10 protein-coding genes are annotated in these 14,050 nt (G+C 67.6%); 4 read left to right on the forward strand and 6 right to left on the reverse strand.

From position 1 onward, the window contains the following. Positions 1 to 39: 39 nt before the first annotated feature. From fabG to NX774_RS10805, 4 genes are all read right to left on the reverse strand, one after another. On the reverse strand, positions 40 to 783 hold the full coding sequence (gene fabG / locus NX774_RS10790) for a 3-oxoacyl-ACP reductase FabG (RefSeq protein WP_258822173.1): 744 nt from the start codon (positions 781 to 783) through the stop codon (positions 40 to 42). A gap of 186 nt (positions 784 to 969) precedes the next feature. After that, positions 970 to 1,467: a hypothetical protein gene (locus NX774_RS10795; RefSeq protein ID WP_258822174.1), complete on the reverse strand. Its 498-nt coding sequence runs from the start codon at positions 1,465 to 1,467 to the stop codon at positions 970 to 972. 96 nt (positions 1,468 to 1,563) lie between these two features. Beyond that, positions 1,564 to 3,288 carry a methyl-accepting chemotaxis protein gene (locus tag NX774_RS10800; protein ID WP_258822175.1) on the reverse strand — a complete coding sequence of 575 codons (1,725 nt, stop codon included), beginning with the start codon at positions 3,286 to 3,288 and terminating at the stop codon, positions 1,564 to 1,566. Between the two features lie 199 nt (positions 3,289 to 3,487). After that, on the reverse strand, positions 3,488 to 5,107 hold the full coding sequence (locus NX774_RS10805; protein WP_258822176.1) for a methyl-accepting chemotaxis protein: 1,620 nt from the start codon (positions 5,105 to 5,107) through the stop codon (positions 3,488 to 3,490). Between the two features lie 229 nt (positions 5,108 to 5,336). Between NX774_RS10805 and NX774_RS10810 the strand changes: the two genes are divergently transcribed. Then, the gene (locus NX774_RS10810; protein WP_258822177.1) at positions 5,337 to 6,737 is read left to right on the forward strand and encodes an L-cystine transporter; all 1,401 of its coding nucleotides are present in this window, start codon (positions 5,337 to 5,339) and stop codon (positions 6,735 to 6,737) included. On the opposite strand, the gene NX774_RS10815 is transcribed toward NX774_RS10810, so the two are convergent. Beyond that, positions 6,706 to 7,854 carry a DUF3466 family protein gene (locus tag NX774_RS10815; RefSeq protein WP_258822178.1) on the reverse strand — a complete coding sequence of 383 codons (1,149 nt, stop codon included), beginning with the start codon at positions 7,852 to 7,854 and terminating at the stop codon, positions 6,706 to 6,708. The genes NX774_RS10810 and NX774_RS10815 overlap by 32 nt on opposite strands. Before the next feature lie 317 nt (positions 7,855 to 8,171). Between NX774_RS10815 and NX774_RS10820 the strand changes: the two genes are divergently transcribed. The 3 genes from NX774_RS10820 to NX774_RS10830 all read left to right on the forward strand — a co-directional run bounded on the left by NX774_RS10820 (position 8,172) and on the right by NX774_RS10830 (position 10,547). Continuing rightward, positions 8,172 to 8,903: a histidine phosphatase family protein gene (locus NX774_RS10820; protein WP_370660421.1), complete on the forward strand. Its 732-nt coding sequence runs from the start codon at positions 8,172 to 8,174 to the stop codon at positions 8,901 to 8,903. 4 nt (positions 8,904 to 8,907) lie between these two features. Further along, the gene (locus NX774_RS10825; protein WP_258822180.1) at positions 8,908 to 9,870 is read left to right on the forward strand and encodes an NAD(P)H-hydrate dehydratase; all 963 of its coding nucleotides are present in this window, start codon (positions 8,908 to 8,910) and stop codon (positions 9,868 to 9,870) included. Between the two features lie 278 nt (positions 9,871 to 10,148). Further along, on the forward strand, positions 10,149 to 10,547 hold the full coding sequence (locus NX774_RS10830; protein ID WP_258822181.1) for a hypothetical protein: 399 nt from the start codon (positions 10,149 to 10,151) through the stop codon (positions 10,545 to 10,547). Positions 10,548 to 10,843: 296 nt separating this feature from the next. Here the strand turns inward: NX774_RS10830 and NX774_RS10835 are convergent, their stop codons facing one another. Beyond that, positions 10,844 to 14,047 carry an efflux RND transporter permease subunit gene (locus tag NX774_RS10835; RefSeq protein WP_258822182.1) on the reverse strand — a complete coding sequence of 1,068 codons (3,204 nt, stop codon included), beginning with the start codon at positions 14,045 to 14,047 and terminating at the stop codon, positions 10,844 to 10,846. Between the last annotated feature and the right edge of the window lie 3 nt (positions 14,048 to 14,050).

Below are 14,050 nucleotides of genomic sequence, written 5' to 3' on the forward strand. Positions count from 1 at the left end.
CAGAATCTGCCCACCCTACCAAACCGATTACCGCCAGCCTCAGATCGTCAGGCCGCCCGTCACTTCCAGCGTGGCGCCGTTGACGTAGCTGGCTTCGTCGGACAGCAGGAACACCACCGCCGACGCGATTTCGCCCGGCTTGCCCAGGCGTTTTTGCGGGACCTTCTGCACCATCTCGTCCATGACGTGCTGCGGCACGTCCTTGATGATGGCGGTGCTGATGAAACCCGGGCACACGGCGTTGCAGCGCACGCCCTTGCGGCCCAGCTCACGCGACCAGGTTCTGGTCATGCCCAGCACGCCGGCCTTGGCCGCAGCGTAGTTGGTTTGCCCGAAATTGCCCGACAGGCCCACGATCGACGAGATGTTGACGATCGCGCCGGCGCTCGCAATGAGCGCATCCACCGTCGTGCGGGTGCAGTTGAACACGCCTTTCAGGTTCACGTCGATCACCCGGTCCCACTGCTCTTCGCTCATCTTGGTGAGCTGGGCGTCGGCCACGATGCCGGCGTTGTTGACCAGGCCGTCGATGCGGCCGAACGCGCCCAGGGTACCCGCGGCCGCTTCGCGCACGGCATCCATGTCGGCCACGTTGACCGTGAACCCGGCCACCTTCGCCTGCGGCGCATCGCTGCGCACGGTGTCGATGGCGGCCGTGACCGCATCCTCGCGCAAGTCCCAGATCGCCACATGCGCGCCGCTTGCCGCGCAGCGCTGGGCGATGGCCAGGCCAATGCCTTGCGCGCCACCAGTGACGACGATTACCTTTCCAGACAAATCCATTCGAACCTCCACTTTTTCATCGTTTGATGAATTTAATCCAGAGATCTTACACTCAACTGTCACCCTGAACAAGGCAGCGGAAACGCCTGGCGCCCGGCATTTGCCGGCCGGGCAGGCATGCGCCAACCCGGCCGTTCTGCATCATCAGACCCCGGATGCGGCGCCCGAGTTCGCGGGCTGTGGCGCTCAACGAACCTGTGCCGGAACCTGCACCCAGCCGCCGGGGCAGGATGCGATGTAGGGGTAGTAGGCGCCGGTGCCCGGGCAGAAATACCAGAACTGGGGCACGGCCGCCACGCCCGGAGGCGGGCTTGGCACCAGCAGCGGGGGAATGTAGGGATTGGGATAGGGATAGACCGGCACGCCATAGGGGTACCAGGTGCCGCCGACCACCCACCACCAGCCGTCGTGGCCGGAGTGCGGGCCGTGGTACCAGTGCCCGCCGCTCCACACATGGCGGTCATGATCGTTGAAGTGGCGGATGTCGCCGTGCCACGCCGGACCCGGGCCGTGGCCGCCACCATGCCAGCCGGGCGCGCCACCGTGCGCACCGGGGTTACCCCCGTGGCCCGGGGAATGCTGGGCCCAGGCAGGCGCCAGCAGGATGGTGAACAGCTGTGCGGCACACGCCAGCCGGAGCAAGGCCGGGCGGCGATGCGCACGGGGCGTGGCAGAGTCCTTCATGGGTGCCCCCCGACCGCAGGAACAAGCTACATGCTCGCTCCCGCACGGTGCGGGACACTGCGCTCGATCAAGCGCGGGCGCGAAACAAACCGGGGATCAGAACTCTTCCCAGTCATCCTCGCCGGCCGGGACCGAGGCCGGCTTGCGTGCCGCCGGGCGGGCGGCCTGTGCAGCTTGTGCGGCAGGTTTTGCGGCCGGCTTGGCGGCGCGCGCCACCGGCACCAGCGCCGTGCTGGTCGCTGCCGGGCGGCTGCTTGCCGCCGGCGCCTGCGCCAGCGACGCGTGCAGCTGGAAGGTGCCCACGGCGCGCGCGAGGCGGTCCGCCTCTTCCTGCAGCGACTGGGCGGCGGCCGACGCTTCCTCGACCAGCGCGGCGTTCTGCGAGGTCGCCTGGTCCATCTGGACGATCGCCTGGTTCACCTGCTCGATGCCCGAGGTCTGTTCCTGGCTGGCGGCCGTGATCTCGGCCATGATGTCGGTCACGCGGCTGACGCTCTGCACGATCTCGGCCATGGTGGCGCCGGCCTGGTCCACCAGCATCGAGCCGGTGCGCACCTTGTCCACCGAGTCGTCGATCAGCATCTTGATTTCCTTGGCCGCGGCGGCGCTGCGCTGGGCCAGGTTGCGCACCTCGCCAGCGACCACCGCGAAGCCGCGGCCCTGCTCGCCCGCACGGGCCGCCTCGACCGCCGCGTTCAGTGCCAGGATGTTGGTCTGGAAGGCGATGCCGTCGATGACGGCGATGATGTCCACGATCTTCTTGGCCGACTCGTTGATCGCGCCCATGGTCTCGACCACCTCCGACACCACGGCCCCGCCCTTGCCCGCCACTTCCGAGGCCGACACCGCCAGCACGTTGGCCTGGCGCGCGTTCTCGGCGTTCTGCTTCACGGTCGAGGTCAGTTCTTCCATCGACGAGGCGGTCTCTTCCAGCGAGCTGGCCTGCTGCTCGGTGCGCGAGGACAGGTCCAGGTTGCCGGCGGCGATCTGGCCGGCGGCGGTGGCAATGGTATCGGTGCCGCCGCGCACGTGGCCGACGATCTTGACCAGCCCTTCGTTCATGTCCTTGAGCGCCTGCATCAGGCGGCCGGTCTCGTCCTTGGAGCGGACGTCGATGTCCTGGGTCAGGTCGCCGGCCGCCACCGCGTGGGCGATGCGCACGGCTTCTTCCAGCGGGTTGACGATGCCGCGGATCAGCATGGCGCCGACCACGCCGGCCAGCACCAGGCCAAAGGCCATGCCGGTCAGGCACACCACGCGCACCAGTTCATACATCGAGCGCGAGTTTTCGTTGAGCTTCTCGGCCTCGTCCATCTGCAACTTGATCAGCGCATTGATTTCCTTGCGGATGGCCTGGAACTGCTGGTCCACCTTGCCCTGGATCAGGGCGGTGGCGGCCTGCATGTCGCCGGCACGCACTGCGGCCACGGCCGGGTTCAGGGCGGTCTCGAGGAACTGCGCGCGCGCCTTGGCAAAGCGGTCGGCGATCTGCGCCTCTTCCGGCGTCAGCTTGGTCGCCATGTAGGCCTTCCACTGCTCGTCGATGACGGCGCGGTTGTGCTCGATCTCAGCCAGCAGGTTCGGCACGTCCTTGGCGTCGGCGGTGACGGACTTGGCCACCGCCAGCTGGTTCAGGTTGAAGGCACGGATGATGCGGTCGAGCTGACCCAGGCACACCAGGCGATCGTTGTACATCGAGGTCATGTCGCCATTGGCATGGCCGAGGCTGACCAGGCCGACCACGGCGCCCACGATCAGCTCGAGTCCGAGCAGAACAATGACGAAGATGAGCCGGGTCTTGATCGTGAGGTTCTTGAACATCTGCTGCTCTTTTCCTGTTGGGTTGAATTTCCGTTACCGCAATGCAATCCGAACGATTATAGGAATAACGGATGACCCGTGGAAACAAAGTGAAGACTTGGCCACAGAATTTCACGAATTCGTTGTGCTGTGCACACACCGCGACGGTTTTATCGCCAAACTTGATGCGCAGCAAGGAAACGCTGTGCACCCAGGCAACTCAGTAGCTCGCGGCGGGCAGTGCCCGGGCGGGGGTGCGCGCACCGACGGCCAGCGGCGCGCGCCCCTGCCCGCCCGCGGCCTGCAGGCGGAAGGTGTCCACCGCCCGCGCCAGCCGGTCCGACTCGTCGCGCAAGGCCTGGGCCGCCGCCGTGGCCTGCTCGACCAGCGCGGCATTCTGCTGGGTGGCCTGGTCCATCTGCGAGATCGCCTTGTTCACCTGCTCGATGCCGGCAGTCTGCTCCTGGCTGGCGGCGCTGATCTCGGCCATGATGTCGGTTACGCGGCTGACGCCCTGGACGATGTCGGCCATGGTGGAGCCGGCCTGGTCCACCAGGGTCGAGCCGGCGCGGATCTTGTCCACCGAATCGTCGATCAGCGCCTTGATTTCCTTGGCCGCGGCGGCGCTGCGCTGGGCCAGGCTGCGCACCTCGCCGGCGACGACGGCAAAGCCGCGCCCCTGCTCGCCGGCGCGGGCGGCCTCGACGGCGGCGTTCAGCGCCAGGATATTGGTCTGGAAGGCAATACCGTCGATGACGGCGATGATGTCCACGATCTGCCGCGCCGATTCGTTGATCGCGCCCATCGTCTGCACCACCTCGGCGACCACCGCCCCGCCCTTGCCGGCGACCTCCGAGGCCGACACGGCCAGCACGTTGGCCTGGCGCGCGTTTTCGGCGTTCTGCTTCACGGTCGAGGTCAGCTCCTCCATCGAGGACGCGGTTTCCTCCAGCGAGCTGGCCTGGTGTTCGGTGCGCGCCGACAGGTCCACGTTGCCGGCCGCAATCTGCCCGGCGGCGGTGGCGATGGTGTCGGTGCCGGAGCGCACCTGGCCGACGATCGTCGCCAGGCCTTCGTTCATGTCCTTCAGGGCCTGCATCAGGCGCCCGGTTTCGTCCTTCGACGTGACCTCGATGCGCTCGGTCAGGTCGCCGGCCGCCACGCTGTCGGCAATGCGTACGGCTTCGTTCAGCGGATTGACGATGCCCCGGATCAGGATCACCCCGATGACGGCGGCCATGACCAGTCCCAGCAGCAGGCCGCTGATGCACACCACGCGCACCAGCTGGTAGGTGGACTGCGAGTGGGCGCGGTTGGCGCTGGCCACGTCCAGCTGCAGCTGGATCAGGTCGTTGATGTCCTGGCGCACCGGCGCGAACAGGGCCGGCATGCGCTTGTGCACCAGCTCGGCCGCCTCGGCGATGTTGCGGGCGCGCACGGCGTCCACCGCCGGCTTGAGCCCTTCCTTGACGAACGCGGTGCGCGCCGCGATGAATTTGTCGGCCAGCGCCTTTTCCTCGGGCGTCATCTCGGTGGCGGCGAACTGGGCCCAGACCTTCCCGATTTCGACGATGTTGCTGTCCACCTCGTTCATCAGCGCGTCCACGTCCACCCCGTCCGACGAGATCGCCTTGGCCACGTTCAGCTGGTTGATGGTCAGCATGCGCACGATGCGGTCGAGCTGGCCCAGCGGGACCAGCCGGTTGGCATACATGGAGGTCATCGAGCCGTTGGCCGAGCCCAGGTTGTAAATACCGATGACCGCACCAACGATCAGTTCGGCGGCGAGGAAGGCGATCAGGAAGACCAGCCGCGATCGAATCGAGAAGTTTTTCAGCATGGGATAGGTGGAAATGTAAACATGGGAGCTGCCCAGCATTGGCGCGGCCGATCTTGTCAGCCCCGTTTAAGCAAAGCAATCAGGCAAGCTGGAAAGCGATGTAAGGAAAATGCGCGACTTGCCGTAAGGAATTCCTTAGCCTGGTAACCGCGGCGCTGCAACGCTGCCGCTTTGCCTATAAAATGCTGCGACTGAATTTCTTGAGCGCAAGCCAACCACCGAGGAACCCATGAATCTTCCGCTGATCGTCAACGTGGCCGTCGCGCTCGCCGCCTGCGTGCTGCTGTACTGGCTGCAGGCCAGCCACGTGTCCTTCACCAGGCGCGTCTTTACCGGGCTTGGCCTGGGCGTGCTGCTGGGCGCCGGGATGCAGGCCGTGTACGGGGCGGGCGCAGCGGTGCTGGCCGACACGGGCGCCTACCTGGACATCGCCGGCGAAGGCTATGTGCGCCTGCTGCAGATGATCATCATGCCGCTCATCATGGTCTCGATCATCCAGGCCATCCTCAAGCTGCGCGACGCCGGCTCGCTGGGGAAGATCAGCGTGCTCACGATCGGCGCGCTGATGGTCACCACGGCGATCGCGGCCGCCATCGGCATCCTGATGGCGCGCACCTTCGGCCTGACCGCGGCCGGGCTGGCTTCGTCGGCGGCCGAGGTGGCGCGCGGCCATTACCTCGAGGGCAAGCTTGCCACCGCCCAGCAGATCTCGCTGCCGAGCATGATCCTGTCGTTCATTCCGGCCAACCCCTTCCTCGACCTGACCGGCGCGCGCCAGACCTCGACCATTGCGGTGGTGCTGTTCGCGGTGTTCATCGGCGTCTCGGCCACCGGCATTGCGGGCAAGAAGCCGGAAGTGTTCGAGTCGTTCAGCCAGTTCGTGCACGTCGCGCACGTGATCGTGATGCGCATGGTGACCCTGGTGCTGCGGCTGACGCCGTTCGGGGTGTTCGCGCTGATGGCCAAGATGGTGTCGAACTCGAGCGTGCAGGACATCCTGAACCTGATCAGCTTCGTGCTGGCCTCGTACAGCGCGCTGGCGCTGATGCTGTGCGTGCACCTGCTGATCGTCACCGGCGTCGGCCTGAACCCGCGCCGCTACTTCCGCAAGATCTTCCCGGTGCTGGCCTTCGCCTTCACCTCGCGCACCTCGGCCGGCGCGATCCCAATGAGCGTGCAGACCCAGACCGCGCGCCTGGGCACGCCCGAAGGCATCGCCAACTTCGCCGCCTCGTTCGGCTCGATGATGGGCCAGAACGGCTGCGCCGGGATCTACCCGGCGATGCTGGCGGTGATGATCGCGCCCACCGTCGGCATCGACCCGATGACGCCGGCCTTTTTGCTGCAACTCCTGGCGGTGGTGACCTTCGGCTCGGTGGGCGTGGCCGGCGTGGGCGGCGGCGCCACCTTTGCCGCGCTGATCGTTCTGTCGGCCATGAACCTGCCGGTGGCGCTGGCGGGCCTGTTGATCTCGATCGAGCCGCTGATCGACATGGGCCGCACCGCGATCAACGTCAGCGGCTCGATCGCGGCCGGCACCTTTGCCAGCCGCGTGCTGGGCGAGACCGACCTGCAGGTGTTTAACAGCGACGCCGAGGTCAACCTCGACGGCGACGAGCAGGTCGCCTGAGCAGGGACGCCAGCGCCAGCAGGCCACAACCGGCGGCCAGCGTTGCCGCCTGCTGCGGCGCCGGCACGGCCGACACCAGGTCCAGCCGCACCGCGTAGCATTGCCCGTCCTTGCAGGCGCGGCCCGCGACCTGGCCGAGGTCGTTGATGCCGGTCGCGTCCTCGACGACCCAGCCGGTGGCCGGGTCGATCAGCGTGTTCAGGTCGGTGAACAGGCCATGCTCGTACAGGAAGCCGTGCGTGCCGGCGCCCAGTTCGCCGCGCCCGACCACCTGCCCCAGGTTGTTGACGTCGCCGGCCCAGCTCCACAAGTCCGGGCCGAAGCTGCCCAGCCGCGCCAGCTTGCCGTCCTGGTACAGGAACGCCTGTCCATAATAGAAGTACGGCTCGCTCAGGTGGAAGTTGACGACCGTGCCGACCACCTGGTCGGTGGCGTTGATGGCCGTGGCGTAACTGGTCTCCCCTTCGGCGAAGCCGTCATTGCCCAGGTCGGTCATGACGCCGTTGCGGTACAGGATGGGGTTGGACGGCCAGTTCGGCGGTCCGCCCCCGTCCGCGGGGGAACCATAACCGACGACGTGGCCCGCGTCGTTGATGTCCGTTCCATAGCTGTACCTGATGCCGACGCTGGGGACGGTGCCCAGGTCGGTGAACGTGCCGCCCGCCAGTATGTAGGCGTGCCACTCGCCGCCATCGCCGGCGTCGGGTATCCAGGCCGTGCCGGTCACCGCGCCCGCGTTGTTAATGCCCACCACATCGCGCAGGTTGGGTCCCTGCACCTGCGCGATCGTGCCGCCGCTGTAGATGAACGGCGCCAACGAGGCGTCGGCGGTGGCGGAACGGCCGACCACCTGGCCAAGGTCGTTCATGCGCGCCGCCTCGCTCATGCTGCCGCCGAGCGTGCCGATGTCGGTGAGCGTGCCGTCCGAAAACAGGAACGCGTGCGAGCCGCCTGGGACGAGCATGGTGCCGGCCACCTGGCCATAGGCGTTGATATCGCTGGCCCAGCTGCCCGCCGGGGCGATCGGCGTGACCGTGTAGCGCGGGTCGGCCAGCGCCAGCAGTGGCACGGTGAGCGCCACGAACGCGGCGATGGTAAATGATTTTCTGGTTCGCATGATCTTGCCTCCGGATGGGTTGGCCCGCGCTCCTCGCACGCTCCACGAGTGCCAGACTAAGCCAGCAGCGGCGCGCCAGGCTGAGCCGGATCAGGCGTTCTGCACAGGCCCGCGCTTTCCGTGCGCGGACGCACGTTTTGCCGCGTTTTTGCGACATTGCACTTGCCCCCAACAAAGAAAAAAACACAGCAGCAACGCTGTTCCGTAACCACAGGAATCGTGCGCGAACGGGCTGACGAATCCGTCTATGATGACGCCGTGTCAATATTTGTCGCGGGCGGGTGATGGAGCAAAAGTGGCCTCAGGAAATCTGGCTGGTGCGGCACGGACAAAGTGCAGGCAACGTCGCGCGCGACGCGGCCGAGGCCGCGGCCGGGCTGCACATCCAGATTGCCGAACGCGACGTGGACGTGCCGCTGTCGGCGCTGGGCGTGCGCCAGTCCGAGGCGCTGGCCATGTGGTTTGCCGCCCTGCCCGCGGCGCGCCAGCCGAACGTGGTGCTGCACTCGCCCTACGTGCGTGCGCGCCAGACGGCACTGGCGGTGCTGGAGCGGCTCGACCGCAGCGAGCTGCTGGCGGTGCAGGTGGACGAGCGCTTGCGCGAAAAGGAATTCGGCATCCTCGACCGCCTGACCACGCACGGCATCAAGCACAAGTACCCGGAGCTGTACGAGCAACGCCAGCACGTGGGCAAGTTCTATTTCCGGCCGCCCGGCGGCGAGAGCTGGTGCGACGTGATCCTGCGCCTGCGCAGCGTGCTCGACACGCTCACCCGCGAATACTGCCGCGAGCGGGTGCTGATCGTCGCGCACCAGGTCATCGTCAACTGCTTCCGCTACCTGATCGAGCGGCTCGACGAAGCGGCGATCCTCGAGGCCGACCGCGCCGGCGACGTGCCCAACTGCTCGGTCACCGCGTACCGCTTCGACCCGGCGCTGGGCAAGCGCGGCAAGCTGGCGCTGCAGCTGCTGAACTTCGTCGCCCCGCTCGAGCAAGCCGGCGCCCCGGTCACCGTTGGCAAGGACGTGCCCACCGCGGCCAAGGCCTGAACCGATGAGCCACCTGGCCGCCGCACCGCTGGTGCACCAACTCGACGACCGCGCGCTGCGCGCGTGGCCGCTGCCCATGCCGGGCAGCGACGCCGACAAGGAAGCGCGCGGGCACGTGCTGGTGCTGGGCGGCTCGCGCGAGATGCCGGGCGCGGTGATCCTGGCCGCCACCGCCGCGCTGCGCGCCGGCGCCGGCAAGCTCACCATCGCCACCGGCAAGAGCGTGGCGCAGCTGGTCGCGCTGGCGATCCCCGAGGCGCGCGTGCTGGGCCTGGCCGAAAACGAGGCCGGCGGCTTTGCGCTGGACGCGGTGGCGCGGCTCGATCCGCTGGCCGACCGGGTCAGCGCGGTGCTGATCGGCCCCGGCATGCAGGACGAGGCAGCCACGGCCACGTTGGTGCACGCCCTGCTGCCGCGGCTGGACGACAGCGCCACCGCGCTGGTGCTGGACGCCTGCGCCATGGGCACGCTGCTGCATGCGCCACCGGGCGCGGCGCCGTTTCGCTTCGCCCAGCCGGTGGTGCTCACCCCGCACGCCGGCGAAATGGCGCACCTGACCGGCGCCTCCAAGGACGAGGTGTGCGCCGCACCGGCACGCTATGCGCAGCAGGCGGCCGCGCGCTGGAACGCGGTGGTCGCGCTCAAGGGCGCGGTGACCTGGATCGCCGAGCCGGGCGGGCAATGCTGGCGCCACGAAGGCGGCAACGTCGGGCTGGCCAGCTCCGGCTCCGGCGACGTGCTGGCTGGAATCATCGGCGGCTGCGCGGCGCGCGGGGCGCCGCTGGCGCAGGCCACCTGCTGGGGCGTGGCGATGCATGCGCGCGCCGGCGAACGGCTGGCGGCGCGCTGCGGCACGCTCGGCTATCTGGCGCGGGAACTGTGCAACGAGATTCCCGCGCTGCTGGACATTGCTGCCGGCCGCAGGGCCGGCGGCGCAACGGCCATCCGGCACGCGCCGGGGGGATGAAGGCCAGGATCAGCTCCTGACCTTCATCAAGTTCCGCTGGCTGTATGGCGGATTCAAGCAGGAAGTGCGCAATTTGACGAACTGGCAGCAGCGTCGCCAGTCTAATGTTGACAGTCGGATTCGTGCACTGCGACGGGGCCGCGTATTGCGTCGGTTCCCTGAGGGTCCCACCACCCGGCCGGGTCAGGCCTGGGGCGGGGCTGAACTGGCGCCGCTGTGGTCCAGCGCCTCACCTGGGCGCAGCGGCACAAGATAGACGTGAACGAGGAGTATAAACAATGAAAGCATTAACCAACGCACCTAAATTCCTGGTAACCGCAGCCCTGATGGCAAGCCTGGGCGTGCTGGGCGCTTGCAAGAAGAATGAGCCGACCAGCACCACCACCACCACCGACACCACCGCGACCACGCCGAGCACCACCTCCGGCACCAGCGGCACCACGGGCGGCACCACCGGCGGCACCGGCACCACCGGCGACACCGGCACCGCAACCGGCACTGCTGGCGGCACCACCGGCACCGGCGCTACCGGCACCACGGGTGGCACCAGCGGCGGCACCACGGGCGGCACGTCGGGCACCACTGGCGAAACCGGCACCAGCAGCAGCACCACCACCACCACCACGACCACGCCGCCGGCCGGTGGCACGTCGGGTTCGTCTGGCGGCGGCCGCTAAGGCCCCGCGCAAAAGGCCAGAGCCCGCGGGGCGGGCTCTGGAGCCGGCGCAGGCCGGCACGGACTTGTTGTTGGGCAGCGGACGCGACGCAGCGCCGCTGTGCCGACGCCTTGGGGCACCAGCCTCGGCTGGCTGCTCGGCTTTGCCGTTTGCGCAGCCGGATCACGTCGGGCAAACGCGCCACCGGTATTCCCGCAGCGCGCATGGCGCGCAAACCCGCTATCGGTTCCTCTTGCCTGGGAACCTACCCCGCACACCGCATGCCAGCCCCGCAGGGCTGGCCATGCCACACCGGCTTACGCCGCCTGCGGCGCCGTGCGCCCGGTGAGCTTGCGCCCGCCCCGCACCACCAGGCGGAACACCAGGCGGACGAAGGTCAGCGTCAGGATCGCTTCGACGAAGGTCGCCACGAACGCCGGCAGCACATGCCAGCGCACGGCACGGCGCTGGAACTTGGCGAACATCCGGTCGCGCGCGATCTCGATGCTGTCGTAGAAGGTGGGCACCACCAGCAGCGTCAGCATGGTCGAGGTGATCGTGCCACCGATGATCGCGATCGCGAGCGGCTGGTAGAACTGGCCGGACTCGCCGTAGGCCATCGCCACCGGCAGCATGCCGGCAATCAGCGCGAAGGTCGTCATCAGGATCGGGCGCAGGCGCGAGCGGCCGGCAGCCATCAGCGCTTCCTCGCGGTCGATGCCGGCGGCCTCGCGTGAGCGGGTCGCGTCCAGCAGCAGGATCGCGTTCTTCGCCACCAGGCCCATCAGCATGATGATGCCGATCAGGCTCATCAGGTTAATGGTACCGTGGGTCAGCAGCAGCGCCAGCACCACGCCGATCAGCGACAGCGGCAGCGACATCATCACCGCCAGCGGCGCCGTGAACGAGCCGAACTGCATCACCAGGATCAGGTACATCAGGCCGATGCCCGACACCAGCGCGATCACCATCTGGGTGAACAGTTCCTGCTGGTCGCGGCCGGCGCCGCCCAGCGACAGGCCGTAGCCCGGCGGGAAGTCCATCTGCTTGGCCAGCTTCATCGCGTCGGCCGTCACCTCGCCGTTGGAGCGGCCTTGCACATTGGCCGACACCGTGATCACGCGCTTGCCGTTCTTGTGCTCGATCGCGGACGGGCCCTTGCCCATCGTGATCTTCGCGATCTGGTCGAGCGGCACCATCAGGCTCGAACCCGGCACCGCGATCGGCAGGCGCTCGATGTTCTCGGTGGTCACGCGATCAAGCGGGTCCAGGCGCACCGCCACGTCGCGCGTCTCGCCGCCCGGGTCAACCCAGTCGCCCACCTCGATGCCGGCGAAGGCCACGCGCAGCGCTTGCGCCGCGTCGTTGACCGACACCCCCATCGAGTTGGCCAGGCCCCGGTCCAGCTCGATCTGCAGCTCGTCCTTCGGATCCTGCTGCGACAGGCTCACGTCCACCGCGCCCGGCACCTGGCGCAGCTTCTCCATGTATTTGCCGGTCAGTTCGGTCAGCTTGCGCGAATCCGGGCCGGTGAACTCGATCTGGACCGGCTTGCCGCCGCCGTTGTTCAGGTCGTCCTGCACCACGTATTCGGCGCCCACCAGGCGGCTGACCTTCTGGCGCAGCTCGATCGCGATCTCCGAGCCGGTACGCTTGCGGGTCTGGCGCATGCCGATGTCCACGTAGATGCGTCCACCGGAGGGGGCGATATTGCTGTTGGTTTCCTTCACTTCCGGAATCGTGCGTGCCAGCGCGGCCGCTTCTTCCATCTTCAGCTTGGCGTATTCCAGCGAGGACGAGGCCGGGGTGCGCACGTCGATCGCCAGGTTGCTGCCGTCCATCTTCGGCAGGAAGGCCGAGCCGCCGAACTTGGCGTGCAGCGCGATCGCGCCGATGAAGCTGGCCACGGCAATCGCGCTCATCCAGCGGCGGTGGTGCAGCGCCCAGGCAATCACGTTGCCGTAGCGGTCGGCCTGGCGGTCGAACCACTCGTTAAAGCGCTGCAGCACCTTGGAAATGCCGGTCTTGGGCGCATGGTGGTAGCCCGGCGGGTCGCCCCAGAAGGCCGACAGCAGCGGGTCGAGCGTGAACGAGATGAACAGCGACACCGCCACCGAGCACGCCACGGTCAGCGCGAACGGACGGAACCACTCGCCGGCCACGCCCGGCATGAACGCCACCGGGATGAACACGGCCATGATCGAGAACGTGGTCGAGGCCACTGCCATGCCGATCTCGGCGGTGCCGTCGAGGGCGGCAGTGCGGCGGTCCTTGCCGCTTTCCATGTGCCGCACGATGTTCTCGCGCACCACGATCGCGTCGTCGATCAGCACGCCGATCGCCAGCGACAGGCCGAGCAGGGTCATGAAGTTGAGCGTGAAGCCGCACAGCCACACGGCGATGAACGCGGCCATCACGGAGGTTGGCAGCGACAGCGCGGTGATCAGGGTCGAACGCCACGAGTTGAGGAAGGCGTACACCACGAACACGGTCAGCACGGCGCCGAACACCAGCGACTCGATCACGTTGTTCAGGCTGCGCTGGGCGTCCTTGCCGCCGTCGCGCACCACTTCCAGGTTGGTACCGGGCGGCAGGTCTTTCTTGATCTCATCGACCATGGCGCGCACCTTGGTCGCGATCGCCACGGTAGAGGCGTCGCGCGAACGCGACACGTGGATGCCGACGTTCGACTTGCCGCTACGGATCGACATGCTGTTGATGTCGGCGTAGCCATCCTTGATGTCGGCCACCTGGTTCAGGCGCACGATGGTGTCGCCGTTGCGCTTGACCACCACCTGCGAGAAATCCTCCGGGCGCTCGATGCGGCCGACCAGGCGGATGCTCTTCTCGTCCAGCGTGCCGCGCACCTTGCCCACCGGGGCGTTGGTGTTCTGGCTGCGCAGCGCGTTGACCACTTCGCCCACCGACACGTTGTATTCGCGCAGGCGCTGGGCGTGCAGCAGCACCGACAGCTCGCGCTTGAGCGAACCGGTCACCTGCACCGTGGATACGCCATCGATGCCGCGGAACTTGTCGGCCAGCACGTCCTCGGCCAGGCGCGAGATCTCCGCGTGCGACAGGGTCGAGGACGACAGCGCCATCGACATCACCGGCATGGCCGACATGTCAAAACGCGACAGGATCGGCTCGCGCATGTCCACCGGCAGCTTGTAGCGCACCGAGGCAATGGCGTTGCGGATGTCGTCCGAGGCTTCGATCAGGTTGCGCTTGAAGTCGAATTCAAGCCAGAACTGGGCCTGGCTCTCGTTCACGTCCACGCTGATATCGGTCACGCCCTGGATGCTTTGCATCGACTTTTCCAGGCGGTTGACCACCTCGCGCTCGACCGTATCGGGCGAGGCGCCGGGGTACGGGATCGTCACGATGATGAGCGGACGCTCCACGTCCGGGTTCTGGTTCACGCGCAGCTTGTTGAGCGCGAGCAGGCCCAGGCACATCATCGCCAGGATCAGCACGACCGTGGCGACTGGCTTCTTGACACTGAAATTGGACAGGAACATGGC

The organism is Massilia agilis (assembly GCF_024756255.1).
Classification (GTDB): domain Bacteria; phylum Pseudomonadota; class Gammaproteobacteria; order Burkholderiales; family Burkholderiaceae_D; genus Telluria; species Telluria agilis.

Coding starts and splice junctions, on each gene's coding strand:
- fabG (WP_258822173.1), bottom strand. CDS start 783: ATGGATTTGTCTGGAAAGGTAATCGTCGTCACTGGTGGCGCGCAAGGC.
- NX774_RS10810 (WP_258822177.1), top strand. CDS start 5,337: ATGAATCTTCCGCTGATCGTCAACGTGGCCGTCGCGCTCGCCGCCTGC.
- NX774_RS10825 (WP_258822180.1), top strand. CDS start 8,908: ATGAGCCACCTGGCCGCCGCACCGCTGGTGCACCAACTCGACGACCGC.
- NX774_RS10830 (WP_258822181.1), top strand. CDS start 10,149: ATGAAAGCATTAACCAACGCACCTAAATTCCTGGTAACCGCAGCCCTG.
- NX774_RS10805 (WP_258822176.1), bottom strand. CDS start 5,107: ATGCTGAAAAACTTCTCGATTCGATCGCGGCTGGTCTTCCTGATCGCC.
- NX774_RS10795 (WP_258822174.1), bottom strand. CDS start 1,467: ATGAAGGACTCTGCCACGCCCCGTGCGCATCGCCGCCCGGCCTTGCTC.
- NX774_RS10815 (WP_258822178.1), bottom strand. CDS start 7,854: ATGCGAACCAGAAAATCATTTACCATCGCCGCGTTCGTGGCGCTCACC.
- NX774_RS10835 (WP_258822182.1), bottom strand. CDS start 14,047: ATGTTCCTGTCCAATTTCAGTGTCAAGAAGCCAGTCGCCACGGTCGTG.
- NX774_RS10800 (WP_258822175.1), bottom strand. CDS start 3,288: ATGTTCAAGAACCTCACGATCAAGACCCGGCTCATCTTCGTCATTGTT.